Genomic DNA, 23,978 nt, shown 5'->3' on the forward strand with positions numbered 1-23,978 from the left:
TGATTGCACTCGCGGCGATGTTCCCTATGCCTGACTATCCAGCTCATGCTGGTGTGGATGATGGCGGCTGGGGCATCGCCGCAATCTTTTGGTGGTGATGTCAAAAGAGATAGATATATCAAGCAACTACAGAATGTGTCGCGGGTCCTTCCCAGCGCCAAACCTATACGGGTGGGCGAAGCCCGTTTCTTCGGTAGTTTTGTGAGTTTGAAAGAGGGTTGACAGGTTGACGGGTTGACATACCCGGTTGACGGTTGACCGATTTCGATATGGCGGTGCCAAACATGGTGGACAATCGGCAATAAGGCATGGTGTGAGGCAGTATGAACGGTGCATCAACCGGACCTGTCGGCAACCAAGCGGCCTATGCCAAGCATCGTGGCGTTACCCGGCAGGCGATATCAAAGTTGGTCAAGAGCGGGAAAATCCCGTTCACGCAAACAGGCAGTCGGATCGAGATCAATTTTGCCCAGGCTGACAAGGCGCTGGGCCAGACAATCGACCCGTCTCGGGCACTTGCGGCGCAAAGCGCCAGCCAGCCGATCGGGAAATCTGAACCAAAGGACGATCTGTTTGATCAGCCGACCGTAACAACGGCGGATGTTGGTCAATCGGGCGAACAGGGAACCGATTATCAACAGCATCGCGCGGCCCGTGAAGGATACAACGCAGAAATCGCCCGGCTTGACCTTGAGGAAAGGTTGGGCCGCCTTGTCGACAAGCAGGATGTCGAGGAAAGCATGGTCACAGCGGGTCGCCATATCCGCCAGGGCCTTGATGCAATTCCCGGCTGGTCCGATGAAATCGACGCGGCAGCGCGCAATGGCGGTGTTAATGCGGTGCGCGCGCTTCTAAAAGAGAAAGTTCGCGGACTGGAAGAAATGATCGCGGATAGCTTGGTGGTGCTTGCAGATGATGATAGCGGGGGACAAACCTGAAGCGCTGTCGATCGTTGCAAGCGCGCTTGCGCGTGGCCTTCGTCCAGATCCGCAGGTCATGCCTGCCGAATGGGCGGAAACGCATCTGATTTTGGCTGATGGGCCGAAGGCCGGGTTCAAATGGGACCCGGCGGTAACGCCTTATGCGGTAGAGATCCTAAACTGCCTTTCGAGTACGTCACCGCACACGCGGGTCAGCGTGCGAAAATCGGCGCAGGTCGGCCTGACCGAGGCCATGATCGCATGGCTTGGCACGATCATCGATACTTCGCCCGGCAAGGCGATGTTGGTGTTGCCAACGATATCGACGGCGCAGGACTTTAACCGCGAAAAGCTTGGCCCGACCATTGAACAGACCAAGCCGCTTAACCGCAAGGTGCGGCAGGCAAGCAGCCGATCGTCACAGTCATCGACAGCACTGTCAAAGCGGTTTGCCGGTGGGTCGCTGACCCTGACCGGCGCAAACAGCACGGCAGACCTGCGTTCGAAAACGATCAAGTATCTGGCTTGCGACGAAATCGACGAATGGCCGCTGGACCTAGATGGCCAAGGCGATCCGATGAAAATGGCGGATGCCCGCCAGATTTCGTTCCATGCGACAGGCGACTACAAGAAATTCGAGGCGTCAACACCGACCATCAAGGGGCAGTCGCGCATTGACGCGGCATTCGAGGAAGGTGACCAGCGTTACTGGAATTGCCCTTGTCCGCATTGCGGGACCTATCAACGGTTGGTCTTTGGCGGACCAGACGAACCGCATGGCCTGAAATTCAACAAGGTCTGGCCGTACAGCACGCACTATGTCTGCATCGAATGTGGTGGGGTGATCGAGAACTACCATAAGCAGCAAATGCTGTTGGCTGGTGACTGGATACCCGAAAGACCAGAACCGGGAAGGCACCCGAGTTTCCATATTGATGCGATCAGCTCCAACCTGACCACTTGGGACAAGATGGTCGAGGAATTCATCAAGGCAAAGGATGATCCAGGGCAGCTCAAGGCGTTTGTCAACCTGTGGCTTGGTCAGGTATGGGAAGAACGGGGTGATGCGCCGGAATGGGGCCGCCTGTTTTCACGCCGCGAAGATTATGCACCGCGCACGATCCCGCCTGGCGGGCTTGTGTTTACCTGCGGCTGCGACGTGCAGGGTGATGGCGCCTATTACGAGGTTGTCGCCTGGGGGCGGGACAAGCAAAGCTGGTCTATTGATCAGGGGTTCCTGGTTGGCAATACGGCTGATCCGCATGATCAGGTGTGGCGCGATCTGGATGATCTTTACCAGCGGCGCTATCCGGATGTATATGGCAACTATTGGCCGGTTGACGCGCTTGCCATCGACTCAGGCTTTAACACCAATCAGGTCTATATGTGGGCGGCAAAACATCCGCGCGCACGGGCCATCAAGGGTGATGACGGATGGCAAAAGGCTGCCATTTCTGCGTCGCCATCCAAGGTCGATATCAACTGGCAGGGCAAGCGCCGCAAATACGGGGCGCAGCTTTGGCATGTTGGGACGTGGGGCCTGAAATCAGAGCTTTATGCGAACTTGCGCAAGGAAGGTGCCAGGGATGGTCAGGAATATGACCCGCCTGGCTACTGTCATTTCGCGATGTTCCATGATGAAGCCTATTTCAAGCAGCTTACGGCGGAATATCTCAAGGAAACGGTGATCAAGGGCCGCAAGGTCAAGGTCTGGCACGCATCTGCGCCAAACCACTTGCATGATTGCCGGATCTACAACATGGCGATGGCGGCCCACCTTGGCGTGGATCGCATGAACGTTGCCGAATGGGATCAGGTCCAGCATGACCGTGCCGAACCGCCGAAAGCGCCGCAAGGTGATCTGATCGACCGCATGGGGCCAAAGCAGCAGGCAGAGGCGCGGGCAAAAGTCGCAAAGCCGACCGCAAAGCCGTCGGCCAAGCGGCCATCAAACGACAATGCCGGCTGGCTTGGTTCCCGCAAGGGTGGATGGCTTAACAAATAGGTGACGCATGGCGTGGACCCAGACCGATCTTGACAATATCGAACGCGCCATGGCCCAAGGCACCCGCAAAGTGGTGATCGAGGGCAAGGAGGTCGAATATCGTACACTTGATGAAATGATTCAGGTGCGAAACCTGATCAAGACGTCATTGGGCACCACGTCCACCTCCAAGCGCCGCTATGCTACGTTTTCACGGGGATTTTGATATGAAGTTCCTTGAAAATGTGATCAAGGTTGTCGCGCCGGAAACGGCACTTCGCCGCGAAAAGGCGCGCATGCGTTTGAAGGCGATGTTCGAAGCCCGCAATATGTATGATGGGGCGAGTATCGGGCGGCGAACCGCCGGGTGGCGTCGTGTTTCGACCGATGCCAATTCCGAAACGGCATTCGGGACGTTGGCACGCTTGCGCGACAGCGCCCGTGATCTGGTGCGCAATAACGAATTTGCCGAAAGTGGCATTGACGGAATTGCGACTTACACCGTTGGTGCCGGCATCGTACCCCATTTCAAAGGGCCAACGGAACAGATCACTGAAACGCTGGAACGTCTGGCAATAGCGCATTTCGATAGCACCGATATCGACGCGCAACAGCAACATGATCTTTATGGTTTGCAAAGCCAAGTCATGCGCACGGTTGCGGAAAGTGGCGAATGCCTTGTGCGTCGCCGCCGTCGTCGCCTGAGTGACGGTTTGGCGTTGCCGTTTGCCATTCAGGTCCTTGAGCCAGACTTTCTTGACGCAACCAAGGACGGTGACGCCGGGAATGGCAATGTTGTTGTCCAAGGTGTCGAGTTCGATTCCCTGGGCCGTCGCGTTGCCTATTGGTTGTTTGATGAGCATCCCGGTTCGCGGTCTTCGTATCGCTTGCCGACGTCTCGCCGGGTTCCCGCGCGCGACATCGCACATATTTACCGGCAGTCGCGTCCCGGCCAAGTGCGCGGTGTTACCTGGTTGGCATCGACAATGGTTCGCCTGAATGACTTTGGCGATTATGAAGATGCACAATTGATGCGACAGAAGATTGCGGCATGTTTTGCGGCTTTTGTTACTGATATCGAAGGTGTTAGCGCGGGTGATGGTGGTCATTTGACCGCGGTTGGCGGAGACACTTCCAACTATCGCGAAAACCTGGAGCCGGGGTTGATTGAAACCCTGCCGCCTGGTCGTGACATCCGGTTTGGCGACCCGCCAGGTGTGGATGGATACGGGGAGTATTCAAGTCGCCAGTTGCATGCCGTGGCAGCGGGATTAAAGGTGCCTTACGAACTTCTGACAGGTGACTATTCGAACGTGAACTATAGTTCTGCGCGGATGGCTTGGCAGAACTTCTATAAAAAGGTCAATGTCTGGCAAAAACAGATCATGATCCCGCAGTTTTGCCGGGCGGTTGAACGGTGGTTCCTTGAGGCTGCAGCCGTATCAAACGGTACGGGCGGCTCCATCAAGGCGATCTGGACGCCGCCGCCACCATCAATGGTCGATCCGACCAAGGAAATTGCCGCCCAGCGTGATGACATCCGGTCCGGCACCAAGACGCTTTCGGATGCCGTGCGTGAACGCGGCAAAGATCCGAAAGAACATTTTGCAGAGCTTCAATCGGATATGGCGCTGCTTGATGAACTTGGTCTGACGCTTGATTGCGATCCCCGTCGGGTGTCGCGCACTGGAACGATGCAGCGCGATCAGGTTGCATCGGAACCGCAAGAAACCTAGGGGTTATCATGAAAAACAAAGCCTCGGGCCGTTTCGGCCCGCGTGCGCTTTCCGTTCTGTCGAACGGGGAGGTGCTTCTTTATGGCGTGATCGGTGATGACTGGGACGGGCTGGACAGCGCGACTGTCATTCGTGACATCGATGCGCTGGGCGACATTCCGGAACTGCATGTCCGGATCAACAGTCCAGGCGGGTTCGTCCATGAGGGTCTAGCGATCTACAATTACCTGGTTGCGCACAGTGCCAAGGTGATCGTCCATATTGATAGCCTTGCCGCGTCGATGGCGTCGGTGATTGCCATGGCCGGCGACCAGATCATCATGCCGCAGAATGCCAGCATGATGATCCATAACCCTTGGGACGTTGCCTTTGGTGAAGCGGATGATTTCCGCAAGAAGGCAGACAACCTTGATCGTCTCAAGGATCAGATTGTAGGGATCTATGCCGCCCGCACCGGTCAGGATGCAGCGCGACTTTCCGAATTGATGGATGTCGAAACATGGATGACTGCGCAAGAAGCGGTCGCCGATGGTTTCGCCGATGAAATTGCCGAAGCTGACACAGCGGCGGCAATGCAGCGATTTGACTTGTCGCTGTTTAACAATGTTCCGGAAACGGTTTCCGGGGCTGTTTTGGCGGGTCGCGATAGCGCCGCCGCGATGGCGGATCTTTCCGCCGGGCATGCAACAAGGAGTGACCAAATGCCTAAACCAAACGTCGCGAACGGCACTGCGCCTGCAGATGTAGCCAACCCGACCCCGGCTGTGGATCCGGCTGATCAGCCGCAGAATACCGTTGATGCCGCGACCATTGCAAAGGAAGCAACCGCTAAGGAACGTGCGCGCGTCTCCGAAATTCAGGCAGCAGTCCGTGCGGCAAAGCTGGATAACGATTTTGCCAATGATCTGATTGCACAGGGCGTTTCGATCGATCAGGCCCGTGCGGCAATCATCGACAAGTGGGCGGAAGCCGATAACACGCCGGAGCCGTCCAATCAGGTTCGTGCGTCTGTCACCAGCGACGGTGTCGACCGTTTCCGCCAGGGTGCGACCATGGCCCTGATGGAGCGCGCCGGTCTGGATGGTGGCGAGCGCAACGAATTCACCGGCCTTAACTTGCGTGAGCTGGCCCGTGAATCTCTGAATGTACGCAACATTTCTTCTCGCGGTATGCCGGTGATGGAAATGGCGGGCATGGCGTTTTCGCCGCGCAACTTTGGTCATCATTCCACGTCCGACTTTGGTAATATCCTTGCAGATGTTGCGAACAAGTCGATGCTGATTGGTTACGAGGAAGCCGAAGAAACGTTCAAGCACTGGACGTCCAAAGGTGTCCTGACCGACTTCAAGCCGACCAAACGTGTCGATCTGAACCTGTTCGACAATCTGCTGGAAGTTGGCGAAGGGGCCGAATACCAGTTTGGCACCATTGGTGATCGCGGCGAAACCGTGATGCTTGCGACCTATGGCCGCAAATTCAGCATTACCCGCCAAGCCATCATCAATGATGACATTGGCGCATTCACCCGCATCCCGCGCAAGATGGGACGTTCTGCAATCCGCACTGTCGGCAACCTGGTCTATGCGATCCTGACCAGCAACGCGACGCTGTCGGATGGCGTTGCGCTGTTCCATGCTGTTCATGGCAACTTGGCCGGGTCCGGTGGAGCACCATCGACCGCGACGCTTGATGCCGCCCGCACCGCCATGGCGACGCAGAAAGACCCGGACGAAAAGGCTGCTGGCGGCCTTAATATCCGTCCGGCTTATGCGATCGTCCCCGCGGCCCTTCGGGGTACGATGGAAACCGCCATTTCGTCGGAATACGACACTGCCAAGGGTGACAAGAAATTGCCGAACAGTGTTCGCAACATGGCAGAGGTTGTTTCCGAGGCGCGTCTTGATGCGGACTCGGCCACGGCCTGGTACCTGGCGGCAAACCCGAATTCCACCGACACGATCGAGGTCAACTATCTTGACGGTATGGATACGCCGTACCTCGAAAACCGTGAAGGGTGGGACATCGACGGTGTCGAGATGAAGGTGCGCATCGATGCGTCTCCTTCGGTCCTTGGTCATCGCGGCCTTTATAAGAACGCCGGCGCATAAGCCATCGTTCATGTGATCTGATCGGCGGCGGGTCAAGGCCCGCCGTCCTTGTTTCCTGAAATCGGAGTTTGAGCGATGGATAATTTTGTACAGCGTGGTGAAACCATGCCGTGGACCAATGGCACTGGTTCTGATGTGTCATCCGGTGATGTGGTCGTTGTTGGTGGGCAGATTGGTGTTGCTGTCACTGATATCGCGGATGGTGCAGCCGGTGATCTTGCAATGGATGGTGTGTTCTCTCTGCCGAAATCTACGGGTGCCGCGATTAACCAGGGTGACGCCGCGATGTATGATGTCTCGGCATCAGCCTTTGTGGCATCTGGTGGTACGCCTGCGACTGGTGATGTAACCGGTGCGGTCGCGTGCTGGGAAACTGCCGCAAGTGCGGCGGTAACGGTCAAGGTCAAGATCAATGCTGGCGTTGGTACGGTAAACTAACGGCAATTGGTTGATTGATGATTGAAAGGCGGGCTTCGGTCCGCCTTTTTGCTTGGGGGTGATGATGGAAGCGGCGTTTTTTGAGACGGTGTTTTATGACCCGTTTTGCTCCGCATCTGCGGATTACACCCCAAAGGTCGGAGATGTGGTTGCCGATATTCGCGTGATCAAATCGATGGCTGATCAACAGAACGAGATTCTCGGTCAGCCGACTGTCACCAGCGACATCGTAATTGAGGTGCGCGCAGATGACCTGTCGGCACCAGAAAAAGGCGGTCAGTTTTCGGTCGATGGTGCAGTGTTTGAGATCAATTCACAGCCAACCCGCGACATGACCAGAAATGTCTGGCGATGCACCTGCTTTGAGGCGACGTGATGCGCATCAAGATGACGCGCAATGGTGACTTTCGCAAAGTATTGGATATCAAGCGCATCGCGGTCGAGCGGGCGGTTGGTGATGCCGTGCGGCAATCGGGAAGCAATCTTAAGCAACGCCTGCGCGGACAAACGATCGGTTCCGGGCTTGGTCGCCGTCTGGCAAATACATGGCAAAACAAGAACTATCCTGATCAGCGGATTTCGGCAGCAAGCCCGGCCTCCATTGTTTATTCAAAGGCGCCGAAGATTATTGACGGATTTAGCCGCGGCACGCCGATCAAAAGCAAGCGCGGCTTTTTCCTGGCGGTTCCGACGGATGTGGCGCCAAAGCGCGGGTCCGACGGCAAGCGGATCAAGCCGGATAACTTCCCGGAGTGGCGGTTTGGCCGTCTTGAGATGGTCTATCGCCGCAATGGGCCGAGTTTTCTGGTCGTCAATGGAAGTTCTATCACGAAATCCGGTCGTGCCGGTCGACGCCGTAAGGGTGGCGGGCGCACCAAAAGTGGAAACTACCGCAAGGGAACGGCATCGGTGATCATGTTCCTGCTTTATCCGCAGGTCCGGTTGCCCAAGGTGTTCAAACTCGATAACGAGCGCCGCCGTGCAAGGGCAGATTTGCAGCGCAATGTGCGCTTGCGTCTGCAAAGGATGGCAAATGGCAACCGGTAAAACAGAAACAGCCCTGCAGGCGCTTTTCACAGTGATCAGTGCCGTATCTGGGCCAGAGATTGTGCGAAACGCGGTCGAGGGCGATGACATCCCGTCTACTGGGCGGGTCAATCAGCTTGACGGCAATCGTGGGGAGCCAGAGGCGATCCTTTCGCCGCTGCGATATGAGTTCCAGCACAGGGTCGAATTGATCGTGATGGTGCAGGAAAACGATCAGGCGGTGCGTGACGCAAAGCTGGACAACATCCTGCAGGACATCGTCGCCGTCGTGCGTGCAAATCCGACGCTTTCTGGCGCGGTTGACTATGCCTATGAGGCACCGCCGGAAACCGATGACGAAGCAATCGCCGGGGCCGAAACCATCAAGGCGGCCCTGTTGCCGATCATTCTTGAATACACCGCGCCAACCGCCGTTGGCTGACGCAAACCATACCTTACGGAGAACCGATTATGGGTACCAAAACGCGCGCTTATGGATCTGATGCGTCGTTGCTGGCGGCATTTGAAAGCACGTATGGCACCGCGCCGGATGGGTCTGGCGGGGGTGTCTATAAACAGCTTTCCTACAAGTCATCCAGCGTTGGCGAGGAAAAGCCGCTTGGCTATGACCCGATCCTTGGGCAGGGACGCGATGCGCAGGACCCGTATTATGACGCGCCGACTGTTGGTGGCGATATCGTGGTGCCGGTTGATTTGCGCGCGACTGGCTTCTGGTTGAAGGGTTTGCTTGGGGCGCCTGATACGACCGATAACGGTGACGGAACCTACACCCATGTGTTTGAATCGGGCGGGGCGCTTCCAAGCCTGTCGCTTGAGACCGGGCATACCGGCCTGACCACAGAGGTCTATCTGATGGCAAGCGGTGCAAAACTGGGCGGTCTGCAGGTTGATATGCAGCGCACCGGGCCGGTCAACGCCACTATCAATGGCGTCGTTGCCCAAGGCGAGGCATCCGCTTCATCAAGCGAGGATGCAACGCCTGGCACTTATGCCATGCGTCGTTTCTCGCAAAGTTCGGGCGCGATCAAGCTTGGCGGGTCGCAGCTTGCCGCTGTGACTGGCGGGAATATGACGTTCTCAAACAATCTTGAGCCTGTCGAAACCATCCGTTCCGACAGCAAGATTGATGGTGTCGATGAAACAGAGGCAACGGCGGAAGGTTCCGTTACGCTGCGCTATTCAACCGATAGCACGGTGCGTGACGCGGTTGATGCGGAAACGTCGGTCACCATGGAGTATGGCTGGACCATTCCGGGTTCCGAGGGTTACGAGCTGAAATTCAATTTCCCGCGTGTCTTCCTGCCGAAACCCAAACAGTCGATCGACGGTCCGGGCGGCATTCAGGCGGAATATAACTGGCGTGCGGCATATGATGCATCGTCCGGCTACATGATGCAGGTGACGCTGACCAACGATGTCGCAAGTTATTGATTAATAGGGTGCGCAGGGCGCGCCCTTTTTCTTTGGGGTTCTTATGACCATCAAACTTTCCATCGCCCGCGAACCGTACTGGATTGATTTGCCGCTTGATGTGCGGTTCAAGGTGCGGCCCTGCACTACGCCGATCATTGAATGCGCGATGAACAAATCGGTGCGGGTGATCGGCGACATCGAAAAAGGTATTTCCGATATCGAGATGGTCGGTCATGACGCCGACAGCCTGCGGGAATCAATTGTTGATCGCGACTATCGGTCGGGGATCATGCAGTTTTCCTATGCGCACGCACTTGCGATGGCGGCTGTGATGGAGTGGGATGGCGCCGGGGTTGAAACCGAAACCGGCGAGGTTGCCCCTATCACATCGACATTGATGCGTGACGTGATGTTGCATCCGGCGATCGCGCGCACATTCGTTGCGGAATACATCAAACCCGTGACCGCGATCGAGGCGGAGGGAAACGGCTTGCGGCCCGCGCGAAATGGCACTTCGGGGACGGGCCGAAATACTGCCAAGCGTGCCGCGAAGACGGCCTCCCGTGCGCGGAAGGCCGCGAAGTAACCAAGCCGGACGGCGAAAAGTGCCGTTGCCCGTATGTGGAGAATGCCCCGGAAACCATTGATGGTGCGGCTGCTTGGGAACTGGTGATCAGTTCGCCGGGGCAGGTACGTGTCGCCGGTATGGGCGGGATTATCGGGCTTGAGGTCGGGGCGCTGGTTGATCTTTCAGTGCATCAGGGGAATGACCCGGCGATCATGTCGCGGTTGATCCCTTCGATTGAGCGCGGCCTTTTGATGGCTGTTTCGGACAAGGGAAGTGACGATGGCATCTGATGTATCCATTCGCTTGTCTGTCCAGGACGGTGAGATTGTCCGCAATGCCCTGAAAAACATCGGGCGGGATGGTGAGGCAGCCTGGGGGCGGATCGAGGCGTCAGCGGTTCGGGCCAGCGCTGTAACCCAGCGTGCCGGCAAGGCTGTTAATGACAACGCGGCGAACTATCGACGTTTTGGTGCGGTAGCACAGCAAGCCGGTTATCAGGTTGGTGACTTTGCCGTGCAGGTTGCCAGTGGTGGCAACCCATTGGTTGCATTGACGCAACAAGCATCGCAGTTCCTTGGTGTTATGGGGCCATGGGGTGCTGTCATCGGTGCGGCGGCTGCGATTGCTGGTGGCCTTGCGATTGCCTTCTGGGATACCGAGAGCGCGTCAAAAGATGCCGAACAGGCTATCAAGGACTATGAAAAGGCGATTGAATCTGCTGAGAACTTTATCAAGCGCCTGAATGATGAAACCAAAACCAGCGCCGAGCTTTTGCGCGATGAACGGGCGGAAATCCTTGCCAATACCCGTGCGCGGGTTGATGCCGCACAGGCACAGCTTGATATCCTTCTTGCGCAGGCAGAGGCGGTCAACAAGTTCCAGCAGGATCCGAATGCGGATCCGATGTTTGGAAGCTTCGTTGATTACGCTGCCATCAATGATCAGGTCGCAGCCCTGCAGGAAGTGCAGGCGGAATATGACCGACTGACCCAGCGCATTGATGAAGCACTGCAGAAGAACCTTGAATACAAGGAAGCAGAAGAGTCCAACAAAGCGCGGGAAAAGGCGGCATCAGAGGCCGAGCGGCAAGCGGAGAAAATTCAGGGTGTCATCGATGGCCTTGAATATGAAATCGACGCCTTGTCTATGTCAGAACGCCAGCAGGCGATCAACAATTCGCTGCGCCAGGCGGGTGCAGATGTAACCGACCAGCAGGCGGAAAGTATCCGCAATCTGGCTGGTGAGCTTTATGATTATGAGCAACGTCTCGATGATCTGAATGATGCGCTTGATCGCGAACAAAAGACCATGGAAGACGGCGAGCGCGTCCGCGAGGCCAATCGCACAGCGCTTGAGAAATACAATGATGAATTGGAGCGCCTGAACGAGCTTCTCAGGGCCGGTGCAATTGATCAGGAAACTTACGGCAGGGCTGCGAAAAAGGCTCAGGAAGACCTCGAAAAATCGCAGGAAAAAGCCAGTGAGGCCGGGCGTGATTTCGGTCGCGTGGTTACTGGGGGGTTGGAGGATATCGCGGTTGGCGCGAAAACAACGGGTGATGCCTTCGAAGACCTTGGTGAGCAAATTGGCCGCATTATCCTGCGAATGACCATTCTCAAGGATCTTGAGAAAAGTATTGGTGATATCTGGGATAGTGTTGATTTCGGTGGGTCTGGTGGCGGTATAACTGGCGCAGGTTCTGGCTCGTCTGGGGGCATTTTCGGGGCTATTGGCTCTGGAATTTCGTCACTCTTCGGGTTCGCCGATGGTGGGGTCATGACGGGCAGTGGTCCGGTGCCGTTGCGGGCGTACTCAAACGGTGGTGTTGCGTCTTCGCCGCAGCTTGCCTTGTTTGGTGAGGGGCGCAGGCCAGAGGCTTATGTGCCGTTGCCAGATGGCCGCAATATACCGGTCAAGATGGAAGGCGGCGGGGAGCCGTTTACCTATTCACCGATGATCACAATTGATGCGCGCAACTCGACTTTGTCGGCAGCGGAAATCAGATCAATCGTCAAGACGGCGGTTGATGGTTCGGTTGCCGAAGTGCGCAGCCTGCAACGTCGCAAGGGGAATGCACGGATATGACCATTACCTATCCGCTGACATTGCCCACCAATCCTGGCGTTCAGGCGATCCGGTGGCGTCCGATGGCGGTTGTTGCGGTTGCGGTGTCGCCTTTCACCAAGCAACGGCAGACGCAGCGCAATCAGGGTCAGGTATGGCAGGCAGATATTACCCTGCCGCCGATCCGGTCGCGTGAGGTTGTCGGGCAGTGGATAGCCTTCCTTTTGTCGCTTAACGGCGCTGAGGGTTTTTTCAAGATGGGCGACCCGGACAATTTCGGGCCGCAGGGGGTGGCAACCGGTTCGCCTGTTGTTTCTGGTGCCAATCAGATCGGCGGGTCGCTTGTGACAAGCGGCTGGACGGCGTCAACAGCTGGCATCCTCAAGGCGGGGGATCGCATCGGGTTGACCAGCGGGTCGGTGATGCGGTTGCACAAGGTTCTGAAAGATGTCGATAGCGACGGTTCGGGGAACGCCACGCTGGATATCTGGCCGCGTGTGATCAGTTCACCATCGGACGGATCTCCGATCGAGCTTGCCAGCCCGACATCGCTTTTCTGGCTGCCTGACGGTATTCCGGAGCATGACATCGACCGCCTTGGCCATATGACAGTCACGCTTAATTGCATGGAGCATCTGACGTGAGCCGCGATGTTGACCCGGATCTGCTTAACCATCTGATGGGGGATCAGATCAGCCCGGTGTTGTTCGGGCGGATCGGGACCGATGCGGGTGATGTGCGGATGTGGACGGGCTATGGCACGTTGCCATGGGGCGGTTTTGACTGGCTGGGTGGTGGTGAGTTTATCGGTATTTCCGAGGTTGAAGAAACCGAGGACGTGCAGGCAAACGGGCTTGTCTTCACCATGTCAGGCATCCCGACGGATCTTCTGTTGGTGACCATAGCATCCATGCGCCAAGGCCTGCCGGGTGAGCTTTTTGTCGGAGCACTGTCTGATTCAGGCGCGTTGATCGGCGAGCCGTATTCGGTTTTTACCGGCGGCACGGATGTGCCGATTGTCGATGATCCGGGGGATACGGTGACCATATCGGTCACGGTCGAAAGCGATCTTGTGGATATCGAACGACCGCGCATCCGCCGCATGACAGATGAAGATCAGAAATCAGATTACCCGGATGACAAAGGGTTCGAGTTCGTCAATGGCCTGCAGGAAGCCGAAATCACCTGGGGTCAGATCGGTTGATGGTGCTGTGATGAAGCGATTGCCCAATTGGGAAAGCAAGCTTGTTGCTTGGCAGAAGGCCGCCGTAGGGCGGCATTTTTTTTGGGGCGATGCAGATTGTTGTCTGACTGTCTGTGACGGGCTGCTGGCGATTACCGGCATCGATCCGGCAGCGGCGTTTCGCGGCAACTACAAAACCAAACGCGGGGCGTATGGGGCACTCAAACGGTTTGCCGGGGGTGGCCTTGCCGAAACAGTCGAGAAAATTACCGGTGATCTTGGCTGGCCGGAAGTGCCGCGCCTGACCGCGCGCCGCGGTGATGTTGGTCTGGTGGATACCGAACTTGGCGAGGCGCTTGCCATTTGCACCGGCCCGAAATGGGCAGTGCAGGGCGAGCATGGTCTTGTGTTCCTGTCGATAAAATCGGGCCTGCGTGCCTGGAGGGTCTAAGTCATGCCACAGGCTGCTGTTGCAATTGTTGCCGCAGTGGCGGCCAAAGGTGCGGCGGCTGGTCTCGTATCGCTTGGGCTGAGTTCCTTGGCGGCAACCATCGGCGGGGCTGTGATCGGGGCGGCGACATCGTTTGTCGGGGCGTCCCTGTTCTCTCCCAAGCCTGATACGTCGGCTTTGTCGGCAGGGTCGCGCCTGAGTGACCGCACCCAGATGGTGCGCCAATCGATCGCCACCCGTCCGATTGTTTACGGTGAAACGGCAGTTTCCGGGCCGATCACCTTCATGAATGTGACGGATGGCAAGCGTAAGCTGCAGCTCTTGATCACGCTGACCGGCCATCCTGTCGAGGAAATCGGCGATATCTGGTTTGGCGATACAAAGGTGTTTGAGGGGGCTGGCGCCGGTAACGCTACGGGCAAGTTTGCCGGGTATGCGACCTTCTGGAAAGGTGACGGCACCGAAGATGGTGACGCCGATCTTTTGTCGGCCATGCGCGCGCGCAACAGCGAATGGACGGTTGATCACAAGCAGGAAGGCTGCGCAAAGCTTTATTGCGAGCTGACCTGGGATCAGGACGTTTATGCGTCCGGCATCCCCAAGATCAAAGTCCGGGTCAAGGGCAAGAACGATATTTATGACCCGCGCACGGAAACTACCGGTTACACAGATAACTGGGCGCTGGTGACGGCGGACTATGTTGCGTCAAGTGCCGGTGTTGGTGCCGGGTATGCCTCGATCAACGAGGATGACCTGATTGCGTCGGCCAATGTCAGTGATGAAGACGTGGACCTTGCCGCCGGCGGAACCGAAAAACGTTATGTGGTAGCGGGTGTTGTCGATACCGGCAATGCGGTTGGCGATAACCTGCGTGAATTGCTTAATCCAGGTGCCGGCATGGCGTGCCGCGCGGGCGGGGAATGGGCGATCCATGCCGGGTATTACCGCACCCCGGAATATACGGTGGATGAAAGCTGGCTAGACGGGCCGATCCGCTTGCGCACGCGGACGTCAAAGCGTGATCTTTTCAATACGGTACGGGCGGTTTATGCCTCCGAAGACAGCCTTTGGCAGCCGACCGACCTGCCGGTCCTTAAATCCGAGGTATTCATTGCCGAGGATCAGGGAAAGCAGATCGCAACTGATCTGCAATTCCTTTACACCGCATCACCGGCCTGCGGGCAGCGGTTGCAGAAGCAGGCGCTTTTCCGAAATCGCCAGCAGATTGAAGTTGAATTGCAATGCAACCTCAAGGCCATGGCGGTGCGGGTTGGCGATGTGGTTGGCTTCACCCGGTCGGCCTATGGCTGGGATGACAAGCCATTCGAGGTAACGGAATGGCGCTTTGCGCCGCGCAATGATGGCGATGTGATCCGGCTTGGTATCGACATGACCCTGCGCGAAACCAGCGCAGAGGGATATGACTGGACCACGGCGGATGAAAAGATTGTCGCGGTATCAGCGGCGAGCACGCTGCCATCGCCAAGCGATGTCGAACCGCCGGACGGCCTTGATGTCACCGAGGTTAAATATTCGACCCGTGACGGTGGCGGCATCAAGGTCAAGGTGGTTCTGCAATCGGGCGAGGCCGATGACGGCTTTGTTTCCGATTACCAGTTTGAAAGCCGGTTGCTGGGTGAACTGGAATGGACGGTCTATCCGCGTGTGAAGGGCCGTCCGTTCCTTGAACTGTTTGACGTTGCCACCGGCATTTATGACTGGCGCGTCAAGGCGGTCAGTGTCGTCGGTCCTGGGTCGGAATACGTCACGGTGCGCCGTGAAATTAAGGGCCTTGGCGATACGCCTGCTACACCAACCGGTGTGACGATTTCGGTATCTGGTGGCTTTGTGTTCCTGCGCTGGAACCGGTCGCCGGATCTGGATGTTACGCAGGGCGGTGTTGTCCGGTTCCGCCATTGTCAGGCGGCATCAGGTGCGACTTTGGCAACGTCAACCTCGATCGGGGATGACGTGCCGGGCGGTGATACCATGGCGGTGTTGCCGCTTAAGCCGGGATCGTACCTTGTGCAGTTCGTCGATGCGGTCAGCACGGTGTCCGAGCCGGCGGTTGTCACCACCGATGGTGCGACGGTCCTTGAATATTCGACCTATGACACGGTTGTCGAAAGTGCGGTCTATGACGGCACCCATGATGGCACGATTGTCAATGATGACGGTGACCTGACCCTGCAGGGCGTCGGGTTGGTTGATGACATCATTGATTTTGATGCGGTGTCATCGATCGATGCCTATGGCGGTATTCGCACCAGCGGCGAATATGATTGGGGATCGGGGCTTGATTTCGGTTCGAAACGTCGCATGCGCCTGACCGCGTCTGTCACGGTCGAGGTCGTCAATGTTGTCGATCTTATCGATGACAGGGCCGGGACGGTTGATGACTGGCCGGACTGGGATGGCGAGGCATCTGGCGAAGGTGATTGCACCATCTGGGTGCGCACCACCGATGATGACCCGAATATTTCCCCGACCTGGTCGGAATGGCAACGCCTTGACAGTGCAGAGGTTTACTGTCGGGCGGTTGATCCCAAAGCGGTTCTGACGGTGTCGGACCAATCCTACAACATCCGGGTCAGTGACATGCGGATCACCGCAGAAGAGCTGGCCTAAACAGGATTTCCAACATGGCAAAGAAAACCAAGGGTGCGGCTAAGCCCGCGCCAACCATCCGTGTTGCGCGGCTGGATCGATCCGGTCTGCTGACAGGGTACGAAGATGTTGCCGAGGGCAGCAAAGCCACCGTCACCGATGGCATGCCGGAATGGGTTGATGGCGGCGATTGCGACCTTAAGCCGGGTCGTTACCGCTGGAACCCGCAGGCGGGCCGGTTTGATCTGATCAAGGCCGAAAAGGTGGAATCCGAAACGGCGATCATCGAAGGTTTCCGCCACCTGCGCGATGTTGAGGGCATGACGTTGCCGGTCGCGACAGAAAGCTGGATCGCGGAATATGACAAACGCAAAGCACGGGCGGGGCGGTAAATGGCACAGCATGATTATGTCGCGGCCAACGGATCCGGCGCGGTTGTCCGGGGCGATTTCAATGATGCGCTGCTTGCGGTCGCAACGATGAATTCCGGCGCAAGCGCGCCATCGGTAACTTATTCCTACATGCCGTATGTCAATACCAGTGACGGGCATCTGTATCAGCGCAACGCGGCGAATACCGGGTGGATTGATCATGGTTCGGTGGCAAGCGGCCTGCTGCGACTTGAGGATGTGGCTGCTGGTGGTTCTGCAGGACTGCTTCGGTCCGATGGGGATGGTTCGGGGCTGAGCGGGATAGCCGCGTTGCCGGCGGGGTCAGTTTTCTGGTTTGGGGCAGAAGATCCACCGACAGGCTCGCTTGTCGCGGATGGGTCGGCAATATCGCGGACGACATATTCGGACTTGTTTGCCGCCTACGGTGTTGTATTTGGGGCCGGGGATGGTTCAACAACGTTTAACATTCCTGACCTTCGCGGCGAGTTTATTCGTGGTTGGGATGATGGACGTGGCGTTGACTCGGGGCGGGTTTTTGGCGCTTCGCAGCTTGATCAAATGCAGGGGCATCGTCATGGAACCATTGGTGGTGACAGCTTTGTCGTTAATACCGGCGGCGGCATTTATGCGGCTGGCGGTGCCGGTGGCGGTGATAGCGCGACTGGATCTCCTGTTTCAGACACGACCAACGGCACCCCGCGCACCGGTTCAGAAACCCGCCCGCGCAACGTTGCGCTTCTGCCTTGCGTAAAATACTGAGGTGAACATGGAAATTTATCACTATCACCCGGTTACAAAAGAGCACTTGCGGACATCGGATGCGCGCCAGAGTCCAAAGGAACCGGGCACATTCCTTGTTCCCGCCAATGCTACTATTGTCCCGGCTGGCAATGCCCCAGCGGGAAGTGTCCGGGTATTCGATCCGCAGTCAGAGTTGTGGTCTTCGGTCGATGACCATCGCGGCGATTCCGTTTATCGCAAGTCCGATGCGTCCAAGGTTATCGTCGATTGGCTGGGGCCCGTCGGTTCGGACTATACCGAGCAAGTGCCATCATCTCCAAACGACACTTGGGGAGGGGCACAGTGGGTTCCGCCAGCACCGTCGCAATTGGTGGTAGAAACCGAACGCAACCGCCGCCTTGCCGCTGCATCATTTGACTATGATTTCGGCGATGGGCGGGGTGTGCATACCATCGGCACCGATGAAAAGGACATGGCGGCGTGGATCGGTGAAGTCATGCCGATAGCGCAGGCGCGTCTTGCGCTTTCCGATAGCACGGCCATCAACATTGTCACCAATACCGGGACGGTGGCGGTGTCGCCGTCGGAATGGATGGATATCATCAATACCGGTGCCGCCGGGCGGCAGGCGATCTGGCAATATTACTTTGCCCTGATCGCGATGGACCCGATCCCGGCGGATTATCAGGATGATCAATACTGGTCACCGCCACCGGAGCCGGAGGAGGAATAGGGCCATGAACAAGCTCAAGCTTTGTTACGGGATCGCACTGGCTGCGGTCCTTTTTTTGTTGCTGTCGCCCCTCATTTCCGCGCACGCAAGTCAGGTGTGCGGCGATCGGGCCAAGGTGATCGATAGCCTGTCGGCCAAGTATTCCGAGGAACCGGTTGCGGTCGGGGTGACCAGCAATGGCGGCGTGATCGAGGTGCTTAAAGCGCCGGACGGGCAAACATGGACCATCCTGTTTACCTATCCGGGCGGGCCAAGTTGCCTTGTCGCCTCTGGCGAGGCTTGGGAAGACCTTGAGGAAAAGCTCAAGGGGCCGGCGGCCTGATGGTCTGCCGGTAACCTGCCAATTCCTGCATCAGGGGGTGAGATGCAAGAGAACCTGCCGCCGTCATTTTCGATTGAATCGCTTGTGGACCTGATCAAGACAAATGGCCTGCTGGTGTCCTTTGCCGTTCTGGTCCGCATGCTTTGGCATCAGCGCCTTGTGCGGCTGGGGCAGCGGCGGTTCTGGTCGTGGGATCTTCTGTGGGAAGTGCCTATGGCTGTGATGTGTGCGGCGGTCGGGTCCGGCGTCGCCAGCTATTTGCAGCTTGAAGGCAGTCAGACGGTCGCCTGCATCGGCATATGTTCCTGGCTTGGCCCCAGCGGCAGTCAGGCCATCCTTGACCGGATGCTGGCGCATTATGCGAAAGGATCACCAAAATGATGATTATCTTTCACATCATCGCCATGACAATCGGCGGTGCGCTGTTTGGCGGCGTCGCCATGCTTGCCGATCCGGCCATGTGGCTGGTCGTCGCGCTGACCATCATCGGTGCCATCGTTGGCTATGTCATGGTTTGGGTGGCGATGGTTATGGGGTGGATCCGATGATTGATGCATCACAACTGCGCCTTGATGTCATCCGGCCAGTGCTGACCGCAACCGGCCTGTGGTCGCAGGCGGCGGAAAACCTTGTGCTGGGTACAGCCGCACAGGAAAGTGCGTGCGGCAAGTTTGTTGTCCAGCTCAAGGGCGGCCCGGCGCGCGGCATCTTTCAGATGGAGCCGGACACGCTTGACGATATCTATGACAATTACCTGTCCTATCGTGATGACCTGCGTGGGTCGATTGATGCCTGGCTGATCGGGGCGATCGACAAGGCCGAAAACCTGACCGTCAATCTGGCTTATGCGGCGCTGATGTGCCGGGTGCATTACCTGCGCCGGGCCGAACCGCTGCCCAAGGCCGATGACGTGCATGGCATGGCCGCCTATTGGAAGCGGTACTACAACACCGTTCACGGCAAAGGCACGCGGCAGGAATTTGTCGAGAACTATGAACGCTATATCGGGGGTGCGTGATGTTCGGTGGAATTGGGTCGTTCTTCGGCAAGGTGTTTGGCACTGACAAGGCGCTTGCGGGCATCGTGGATGGAGTGTCGAGTGGGCTGGACAAGCTGGTCTATACTGATGAAGAAAAGGCCGATGATCACGCCAAGAGCGTCACAGAAGCCCGCCAGATGGTTGTTGACTGGATGCGTTCCACGCAGGGCCAGAACCTTGCGCGCCGTCTGATTGCGCTGTCAATCACCGGTGTCTGGTTGATGCAGTATGTCGTGGCGTGGCTTCTCGATCTTGTCGCCATCTTTGTCGAAAAAGATCAGGTGCGGCAGATGATCACGAAGGCATCAACCGCAACGGATGCCCGTGCTGACACGATGGTCGGGCCTGTCATGGTGATTCTCGCATTCTATTTTGCCGCCCCGCATATGGGTGATATCGCCAGCGCGGCCCTTGGGAAGATGAAACGCGACAGGGGCGGTTGAACCGCCCCTGTTCTGACCATGGAGTTGTCACCCTGCAACGCGGCATGGTGGAAACCTTCCATGGCTCACCTCGTTCTTTTATCGCCTGACATGTGTCTGTCGTCAAGCCTACACCCATCCTTGCAGGCCCCGTCGCGGTCGCAAGGGTGGGGCCGGTCGGTGTGGATGGCGCAATAGATCGGATTGGCGGGCGTGGTCTTTGTGCCCGGTTCCATGATCGGGAACGCGCCAAGCGACCCGCAGCGGGCACAGCGCAGCTTGCGCAGGATCGTGCCCAGCCCGATATGCGGCCCGTGCCGATAGATCAGCGGAGCAAATTCAAGCCGCCCGGCATGATCACAGCGATGGTTGGCGCAATGGATCCGGCAATGATCATTCATCCGCGCGGCTTCAAGGATGCTGATATAGCCATCCCAATCATGACCCATATATTTTTTACCTGAATTGTTCCCGTTATGTTCTTAATGTGCCAATCGCAGGATAACCGGTCAAGCGCAGTACACCAGGTTTCTAACGCATTGATAAATAAAGGGCTGGTTTGGGTGGTGCGCTGTACAATGATGCATTGATTTCATTGGGTTTTTCGCGCTTTCTCGCGGCCCTCCGGGCCTACCACTTTTCCCGAAAAATTTATGCCGCCTAAGCCCGACGCATATATGCGTCGGGGCTGCTGTTTGTTTGTCATAATTCCGGGTTTTCGAGTATTCTCGCGTTGGAAAACAAGGCGAGAATGTCGCCCGGTTGCGGGGCCTTCAGGTCACATAAGTGGCTCTTTGATGTATCGCTTCTTTCTTCACCGTCCATGTTTGGCGTGAGTAATCGCGTAGGCCGCAACGAGGATCAGAACCGTTATTGGTGCGATGCTGTGGGCGTATTCGCAGTTCAGGATGAGCGTTCCAGCTGCCGCGATCATAACGCTTCCTGCCAATGCTGCGCCGACCAGACGTGTTGCGCGAAACACAAGAAGTATGGCTGCTGCCCACTCCAAGGTTCCAGTGAGATATGGAAACCATGTCGGGTAGCCCCATCTCGCGTAATCTGCTTGCGTTGCATCAGAAGCGAGCAAGTTCATCGTGCCGCCAATGACAAAGAAAACGGCCAGTATCAGGGCATAAATCGTTAGCCAATTTAGTTTCTTCATGTTTCTCGCTCTGTTGGGTGCTGCTGATCAGTAAGCAGGGGTTGGTGATCTCTAGAACAGTCATTTTGGGTCGACGGCGTATTGCAATCCAAAGCCTATCTGTAGCTCCTTTGTGACATCTGTCCTGTTCGCGGGGAAATCCCGTTTGACATAATGTTAGATATCGAAGTATTTAAAAAGAAAAATTCTAAATTGCTTTGATAAAGCACGGAAAAGTCTGGGAGGAAAAATGGAAAAGGTCGAGAATCCTGTTGCGTCAGGATCGGAAGGGGTATGGGGCAGTGACCTGATTGCAGAGATGTTGCGTGCCCTTGATGTCGAATTTGTTGCCCTTAATCCCGGATCAAGCTTCCGCGGTTTGCATGACAGTCTGGTCAACCATCTTGGGAACGAAGATCCCAGAATGCTGCTGTGCCTGCATGAAGAGCATACGGTTGCGATCGCCCATGGTTGGGCGAAGGTTACAGGACGCCCAATGGCGGCCATCGTTCACGCCAATGTCGGGCTGATGCATGCTGCCATGTCGATTTATAACGCGTGGTGTGATCGTGTGCCTGTATTGGTGTTTGGTGCCACCGGTCCCGTCGACGCGGCCGAGCGGCGTCCATGGATTGACTGGATTCATACATCCCGTGATCAGGCCGCTTTGGTGCGCCCCTATGTCAAATGGGACGATCAGCCCGCTTCTGTTCGTGCATCGCTTGAAGCCATGATGCGCGGGGCAACAATTGCCAAAACGGCTCCGATGGCGCCAGTTTACGTTTGTTTTGACGTTTCGGTACAGGAAGAGGAGGTCACCGAACCCATAGAGCTTCCTGATGTCAGTCGTCATGCTTTGCCTGCACAACCTGCAGCATCACGCGAAACTTTGATCGAATTGCAGACGATGCTTCGAACGGCGAAAGCGCCAGTGTTCCTGATGGGCCGTGTTTCGCGCAACGAGGAAGATTGGACGCGCCGCGTCGCACTGGCAGAGGCATTCAATGCCCGCGTCCTGACCGACATCAAGCTTGGGGCAGCATTTCCGACGGATCACGCGCTCCATACCGGTGCTCCGGGCTTCTTTATGTCGCCAGACGGAGCGCGTGTCCTGAGCGATGCTGATCTGATCGTCAGTTTTGACTGGGTCGATGTTGCGGGTACTCTGAAGCAGGCTGGGCCGAGGGCAGAAAACGCAAAGATTGTGCAGATTTCGCTCGATCATCAGATCCACAATGGCTGGAGCATGGATCATCAGGCAAATGTCAGGGCTGATCTGCATATCGCTGCTGAACCGGATGTGGTTATCAAGCAACTTTGCAAAGAAGCTGACATTGCACCTACCAGTAGCCTCGAAAGTTTGCCGGCACTATGCACCGGCGATATCGCAACCCCGTCAGACCCGCTTAACGTAGACAGTCTTGCAGCATCTCTGGGGTCGGCCCTTGCCGAAGAGGTCGTGTCGCTTGTTCGGTTGCCGCTTAGCTGGGGTGGTGATCTTTGGCATTTCCGCCACCCACTTGACTACCTTGGCTATGACGGTGGAGCCGGGATTGCGTCGGGTCCTGGCATGCTGGTCGGTGCGGCCTTGGCGCTGCGCGATACAAATCGTCTTCCGGTTGCCGTTTTGGGTGATGGCGATTTCCTGATGGGGGTTTCGGCGTTTTGGACTGCTGCACGCTATGGCATTGCGTTTCTTGCGATCATTGCCAATAACCGGTCTTTCTATAACGATGAAATTCATCAGGAAAAAGTCGCCATCAGTCGCGAACGTCCGGTCGAAAACAAATGGATTGGCCAGCATATTGGCGGGCCGGATATCGATTTGGCAGCAATGGCCCGGGCGCAAGGGTTGGCGGCATTTGGTCCTGTGTCCACACCGGAAGAACTAAATGCCGCTATTGAAGAAGCGTTGCCAATCGTCAAGGCGGGAAAAGCCGTCGTGATCGATGCGCGCATAACCCCCGGTTACACCAAGGCCATGTCGTCGGGCATGACGCGTACGGCTGAAGAAACTGCCGAAGGTGACGAAGGTTAATCGTTGGCATAATGTGCAAACGTGCTTGGCAAGCTCCCGGCTAAGCACGTTTGACACCGGTAAAATACGGCTGTATCAGTCAATCCGAAAAGCAAGATCAGTTGGTTTTAGGGGCATCCATCAATTCATGGCCGATAGAGAAAACAGAGTTCCGGATTCACGCGAACGTCTTGCGCATATTATCCGGCTGGCAACCCGCGGTTTTAACCGTTCTCTGCAAATACGTCTTGCGTCGCATCACGTGACGTTTGGCCAGTGGATTTTCCTGCGCATCCTGTGGCAGCAGGAAGGTTTGACCCAACGTGAGCTGGCCGAAGAAGCCGGTCTTACCGAGCCAACGACACATACAGCCTTGCAACGTCTTGAAGCGCTTGGCTTTCTTGAAAAACGTACCTTGGCCGGTAACCGCCGCAAACAGCATGTATTCCTGACCAAACGGGGCAAGGAGCTTCGTGTCGAGCTTGAACCGCTCGCGATTGAGGTGAACGAGGTTGCCTTGGATGGTTTGACACCAGACGAGATCGAAACCATCCGGAAGGGCATGCTGGTTATTCTTGAGAATCTCGAGGAGGATGAACGAAAGGCGGGAGAGGAAGGACGTAAAGTCCCACCAACCCGCATTCCGACCTAA

29 protein-coding genes are annotated in these 23,978 nt (G+C 56.8%); 27 read left to right on the plus strand and 2 right to left on the minus strand.

All coding sequences use genetic code 11. The annotated features are described in order from the left end of the window. Positions 1–323 precede the first annotated feature (323 nt). The 25 genes from CMO10_RS05380 to CMO10_RS05500 all read left to right on the plus strand — a co-directional run bounded on the left by CMO10_RS05380 (position 324) and on the right by CMO10_RS05500 (position 20,189). On the plus strand, positions 324–938 hold the full coding sequence (locus tag CMO10_RS05380; RefSeq protein WP_297019353.1) for a hypothetical protein: 615 nt from the start codon (positions 324–326) through the stop codon (positions 936–938). Continuing rightward, positions 913–2,925: a phage terminase large subunit family protein gene (locus CMO10_RS05385; protein WP_297019354.1), complete on the plus strand. Its 2,013-nt coding sequence runs from the start codon at positions 913–915 to the stop codon at positions 2,923–2,925. Before CMO10_RS05380 ends, CMO10_RS05385 begins: the two co-directional genes overlap by 26 nt. Before the next feature lie 7 nt (positions 2,926–2,932). Continuing rightward, on the plus strand, positions 2,933–3,130 hold the full coding sequence (locus tag CMO10_RS05390; protein ID WP_297019356.1) for a phage head-tail joining protein: 198 nt from the start codon (positions 2,933–2,935) through the stop codon (positions 3,128–3,130). 1 nt (position 3,131) lies between these two features. Further along, positions 3,132–4,640: a phage portal protein gene (locus tag CMO10_RS05395; protein WP_297019357.1), complete on the plus strand. Its 1,509-nt coding sequence runs from the start codon at positions 3,132–3,134 to the stop codon at positions 4,638–4,640. An 8-nt stretch (positions 4,641–4,648) separates the two neighbouring features. After that, on the plus strand, positions 4,649–6,748 hold the full coding sequence (locus CMO10_RS05400; RefSeq protein ID WP_297019359.1) for a ClpP-like prohead protease/major capsid protein fusion protein: 2,100 nt from the start codon (positions 4,649–4,651) through the stop codon (positions 6,746–6,748). Positions 6,749–6,823: 75 nt separating this feature from the next. Then, complete coding sequence (locus CMO10_RS05405) at positions 6,824–7,186, plus strand: capsid cement protein (protein WP_297019363.1); 363 nt, start codon at positions 6,824–6,826, stop codon at positions 7,184–7,186. 64 nt (positions 7,187–7,250) lie between these two features. Beyond that, positions 7,251–7,562, plus strand: a complete 312-nt coding sequence (locus tag CMO10_RS05410) for a head-tail joining protein (RefSeq protein WP_297019365.1) — start codon at positions 7,251–7,253, stop codon at positions 7,560–7,562. Then, positions 7,562–8,233 (plus strand): DUF6441 family protein, encoded by a 672-nt coding sequence (locus CMO10_RS05415; RefSeq protein WP_297019367.1) that lies wholly within the window; start codon positions 7,562–7,564, stop codon positions 8,231–8,233. The genes CMO10_RS05410 and CMO10_RS05415 overlap by 1 nt, the downstream gene beginning before the upstream one ends. Beyond that, positions 8,220–8,654: a hypothetical protein gene (locus CMO10_RS05420; RefSeq protein ID WP_297019369.1), complete on the plus strand. Its 435-nt coding sequence runs from the start codon at positions 8,220–8,222 to the stop codon at positions 8,652–8,654. Before CMO10_RS05415 ends, CMO10_RS05420 begins: the two co-directional genes overlap by 14 nt. A 29-nt stretch (positions 8,655–8,683) precedes the next feature. Then, positions 8,684–9,664, plus strand: a complete 981-nt coding sequence (locus CMO10_RS05425) for a phage tail tube protein (RefSeq protein ID WP_297019371.1) — start codon at positions 8,684–8,686, stop codon at positions 9,662–9,664. 43 nt (positions 9,665–9,707) lie between these two features. Continuing rightward, on the plus strand, positions 9,708–10,232 hold the full coding sequence (locus tag CMO10_RS05430) for a hypothetical protein (protein WP_297019373.1): 525 nt from the start codon (positions 9,708–9,710) through the stop codon (positions 10,230–10,232). 35 nt (positions 10,233–10,267) lie between these two features. Further along, positions 10,268–10,504, plus strand: a complete 237-nt coding sequence (locus CMO10_RS05435; protein ID WP_297019375.1) for a hypothetical protein — start codon at positions 10,268–10,270, stop codon at positions 10,502–10,504. Next, the gene (locus CMO10_RS05440; RefSeq protein ID WP_297019377.1) at positions 10,494–12,299 is read left to right on the plus strand and encodes a hypothetical protein; all 1,806 of its coding nucleotides are present in this window, start codon (positions 10,494–10,496) and stop codon (positions 12,297–12,299) included. The genes CMO10_RS05435 and CMO10_RS05440 overlap by 11 nt, the downstream gene beginning before the upstream one ends. Next, positions 12,296–12,922, plus strand: a complete 627-nt coding sequence (locus CMO10_RS05445) for a hypothetical protein (protein ID WP_297019379.1) — start codon at positions 12,296–12,298, stop codon at positions 12,920–12,922. Before CMO10_RS05440 ends, CMO10_RS05445 begins: the two co-directional genes overlap by 4 nt. Next, positions 12,919–13,482 carry a hypothetical protein gene (locus CMO10_RS05450; RefSeq protein WP_297019381.1) on the plus strand — a complete coding sequence of 188 codons (564 nt, stop codon included), beginning with the start codon at positions 12,919–12,921 and terminating at the stop codon, positions 13,480–13,482. Before CMO10_RS05445 ends, CMO10_RS05450 begins: the two co-directional genes overlap by 4 nt. Before the next feature lie 10 nt (positions 13,483–13,492). Continuing rightward, positions 13,493–13,912 carry a DUF6950 family protein gene (locus tag CMO10_RS05455; protein WP_297019383.1) on the plus strand — a complete coding sequence of 140 codons (420 nt, stop codon included), beginning with the start codon at positions 13,493–13,495 and terminating at the stop codon, positions 13,910–13,912. Positions 13,913–13,915: 3 nt separating this feature from the next. Beyond that, on the plus strand, positions 13,916–16,540 hold the full coding sequence (locus tag CMO10_RS05460) for a phage tail protein (protein ID WP_297019385.1): 2,625 nt from the start codon (positions 13,916–13,918) through the stop codon (positions 16,538–16,540). 14 nt (positions 16,541–16,554) lie between these two features. Further along, on the plus strand, positions 16,555–16,911 hold the full coding sequence (locus CMO10_RS05465) for a hypothetical protein (protein WP_297019387.1): 357 nt from the start codon (positions 16,555–16,557) through the stop codon (positions 16,909–16,911). Further along, a complete protein-coding gene (locus CMO10_RS05470) occupies positions 16,912–17,670 on the plus strand; it encodes a phage tail protein (RefSeq protein ID WP_297019388.1) in 759 nt (252 codons plus the stop codon). It begins immediately after the preceding gene. Between the two features lie 7 nt (positions 17,671–17,677). Further along, positions 17,678–18,385: a hypothetical protein gene (locus CMO10_RS05475; RefSeq protein ID WP_297019390.1), complete on the plus strand. Its 708-nt coding sequence runs from the start codon at positions 17,678–17,680 to the stop codon at positions 18,383–18,385. Positions 18,386–18,389: 4 nt separating this feature from the next. Continuing rightward, positions 18,390–18,707 carry a hypothetical protein gene (locus CMO10_RS05480; RefSeq protein WP_297019392.1) on the plus strand — a complete coding sequence of 106 codons (318 nt, stop codon included), beginning with the start codon at positions 18,390–18,392 and terminating at the stop codon, positions 18,705–18,707. Positions 18,708–18,749: 42 nt separating this feature from the next. Continuing rightward, positions 18,750–19,088 (plus strand): phage holin family protein, encoded by a 339-nt coding sequence (locus CMO10_RS05485; RefSeq protein WP_297019394.1) that lies wholly within the window; start codon positions 18,750–18,752, stop codon positions 19,086–19,088. Further along, positions 19,085–19,255: a hypothetical protein gene (locus CMO10_RS05490; protein WP_297019396.1), complete on the plus strand. Its 171-nt coding sequence runs from the start codon at positions 19,085–19,087 to the stop codon at positions 19,253–19,255. The genes CMO10_RS05485 and CMO10_RS05490 overlap by 4 nt, the downstream gene beginning before the upstream one ends. Then, a complete protein-coding gene (locus CMO10_RS05495) occupies positions 19,252–19,725 on the plus strand; it encodes a hypothetical protein (RefSeq protein WP_296988218.1) in 474 nt (157 codons plus the stop codon). Before CMO10_RS05490 ends, CMO10_RS05495 begins: the two co-directional genes overlap by 4 nt. After that, entirely contained in the window at positions 19,725–20,189 is a 465-nt protein-coding gene (locus tag CMO10_RS05500) for a hypothetical protein (protein WP_297019398.1), read from the plus strand. The genes CMO10_RS05495 and CMO10_RS05500 overlap by 1 nt, the downstream gene beginning before the upstream one ends. A 65-nt stretch (positions 20,190–20,254) precedes the next feature. On the opposite strand, the gene CMO10_RS05505 is transcribed toward CMO10_RS05500, so the two are convergent. Both CMO10_RS05505 and CMO10_RS05510 read right to left on the minus strand, forming a co-directional pair. Further along, positions 20,255–20,617, minus strand: coding sequence for a hypothetical protein (locus CMO10_RS05505; RefSeq protein WP_297019401.1), 363 nt, complete (start codon positions 20,615–20,617; stop codon positions 20,255–20,257). A 365-nt stretch (positions 20,618–20,982) separates the two neighbouring features. Then, positions 20,983–21,330, minus strand: coding sequence for a DoxX family protein (locus CMO10_RS05510; protein WP_297019403.1), 348 nt, complete (start codon positions 21,328–21,330; stop codon positions 20,983–20,985). Positions 21,331–21,559: 229 nt separating this feature from the next. Between CMO10_RS05510 and CMO10_RS05515 the strand changes: the two genes are divergently transcribed. Beyond that, positions 21,560–23,347, plus strand: a complete 1,788-nt coding sequence (locus tag CMO10_RS05515; protein WP_297019405.1) for a thiamine pyrophosphate-binding protein — start codon at positions 21,560–21,562, stop codon at positions 23,345–23,347. Beyond that, entirely contained in the window at positions 23,334–23,978 is a 645-nt protein-coding gene (locus tag CMO10_RS05520; protein WP_297019406.1) for a MarR family winged helix-turn-helix transcriptional regulator, read from the plus strand. Before CMO10_RS05515 ends, CMO10_RS05520 begins: the two co-directional genes overlap by 14 nt.

Source organism: Thalassospira sp. (assembly GCF_002709775.1).
Lineage (GTDB): Bacteria > Pseudomonadota > Alphaproteobacteria > Rhodospirillales > Thalassospiraceae > Thalassospira.

What these genes read in the sequence shown, in the direction of transcription:
- CMO10_RS05380 (WP_297019353.1), top strand. Translation starts at nt 324, where the DNA reads ATGAACGGTGCATCAACCGGACCTGTCGGCAACCAAGCGGCCTATGCC.
- CMO10_RS05385 (WP_297019354.1), top strand. Translation starts at nt 913, where the DNA reads ATGATGATAGCGGGGGACAAACCTGAAGCGCTGTCGATCGTTGCAAGC.
- CMO10_RS05390 (WP_297019356.1), top strand. Translation starts at nt 2,933, where the DNA reads ATGGCGTGGACCCAGACCGATCTTGACAATATCGAACGCGCCATGGCC.
- CMO10_RS05395 (WP_297019357.1), top strand. Translation starts at nt 3,132, where the DNA reads ATGAAGTTCCTTGAAAATGTGATCAAGGTTGTCGCGCCGGAAACGGCA.
- CMO10_RS05400 (WP_297019359.1), top strand. Translation starts at nt 4,649, where the DNA reads ATGAAAAACAAAGCCTCGGGCCGTTTCGGCCCGCGTGCGCTTTCCGTT.
- CMO10_RS05405 (WP_297019363.1), top strand. Translation starts at nt 6,824, where the DNA reads ATGGATAATTTTGTACAGCGTGGTGAAACCATGCCGTGGACCAATGGC.
- CMO10_RS05410 (WP_297019365.1), top strand. Translation starts at nt 7,251, where the DNA reads ATGGAAGCGGCGTTTTTTGAGACGGTGTTTTATGACCCGTTTTGCTCC.
- CMO10_RS05415 (WP_297019367.1), top strand. Translation starts at nt 7,562, where the DNA reads ATGCGCATCAAGATGACGCGCAATGGTGACTTTCGCAAAGTATTGGAT.
- CMO10_RS05420 (WP_297019369.1), top strand. Translation starts at nt 8,220, where the DNA reads ATGGCAACCGGTAAAACAGAAACAGCCCTGCAGGCGCTTTTCACAGTG.
- CMO10_RS05425 (WP_297019371.1), top strand. Translation starts at nt 8,684, where the DNA reads ATGGGTACCAAAACGCGCGCTTATGGATCTGATGCGTCGTTGCTGGCG.
- CMO10_RS05430 (WP_297019373.1), top strand. Translation starts at nt 9,708, where the DNA reads ATGACCATCAAACTTTCCATCGCCCGCGAACCGTACTGGATTGATTTG.
- CMO10_RS05440 (WP_297019377.1), top strand. Translation starts at nt 10,494, where the DNA reads ATGGCATCTGATGTATCCATTCGCTTGTCTGTCCAGGACGGTGAGATT.
- CMO10_RS05445 (WP_297019379.1), top strand. Translation starts at nt 12,296, where the DNA reads ATGACCATTACCTATCCGCTGACATTGCCCACCAATCCTGGCGTTCAG.
- CMO10_RS05455 (WP_297019383.1), top strand. Translation starts at nt 13,493, where the DNA reads ATGAAGCGATTGCCCAATTGGGAAAGCAAGCTTGTTGCTTGGCAGAAG.
- CMO10_RS05460 (WP_297019385.1), top strand. Translation starts at nt 13,916, where the DNA reads ATGCCACAGGCTGCTGTTGCAATTGTTGCCGCAGTGGCGGCCAAAGGT.
- CMO10_RS05465 (WP_297019387.1), top strand. Translation starts at nt 16,555, where the DNA reads ATGGCAAAGAAAACCAAGGGTGCGGCTAAGCCCGCGCCAACCATCCGT.
- CMO10_RS05470 (WP_297019388.1), top strand. Translation starts at nt 16,912, where the DNA reads ATGGCACAGCATGATTATGTCGCGGCCAACGGATCCGGCGCGGTTGTC.
- CMO10_RS05475 (WP_297019390.1), top strand. Translation starts at nt 17,678, where the DNA reads ATGGAAATTTATCACTATCACCCGGTTACAAAAGAGCACTTGCGGACA.
- CMO10_RS05480 (WP_297019392.1), top strand. Translation starts at nt 18,390, where the DNA reads ATGAACAAGCTCAAGCTTTGTTACGGGATCGCACTGGCTGCGGTCCTT.
- CMO10_RS05485 (WP_297019394.1), top strand. Translation starts at nt 18,750, where the DNA reads ATGCAAGAGAACCTGCCGCCGTCATTTTCGATTGAATCGCTTGTGGAC.
- CMO10_RS05490 (WP_297019396.1), top strand. Translation starts at nt 19,085, where the DNA reads ATGATGATTATCTTTCACATCATCGCCATGACAATCGGCGGTGCGCTG.
- CMO10_RS05495 (WP_296988218.1), top strand. Translation starts at nt 19,252, where the DNA reads ATGATTGATGCATCACAACTGCGCCTTGATGTCATCCGGCCAGTGCTG.
- CMO10_RS05500 (WP_297019398.1), top strand. Translation starts at nt 19,725, where the DNA reads ATGTTCGGTGGAATTGGGTCGTTCTTCGGCAAGGTGTTTGGCACTGAC.
- CMO10_RS05505 (WP_297019401.1), bottom strand. Translation starts at nt 20,617, where the DNA reads ATGGGTCATGATTGGGATGGCTATATCAGCATCCTTGAAGCCGCGCGG.
- CMO10_RS05510 (WP_297019403.1), bottom strand. Translation starts at nt 21,330, where the DNA reads ATGAAGAAACTAAATTGGCTAACGATTTATGCCCTGATACTGGCCGTT.
- CMO10_RS05515 (WP_297019405.1), top strand. Translation starts at nt 21,560, where the DNA reads ATGGAAAAGGTCGAGAATCCTGTTGCGTCAGGATCGGAAGGGGTATGG.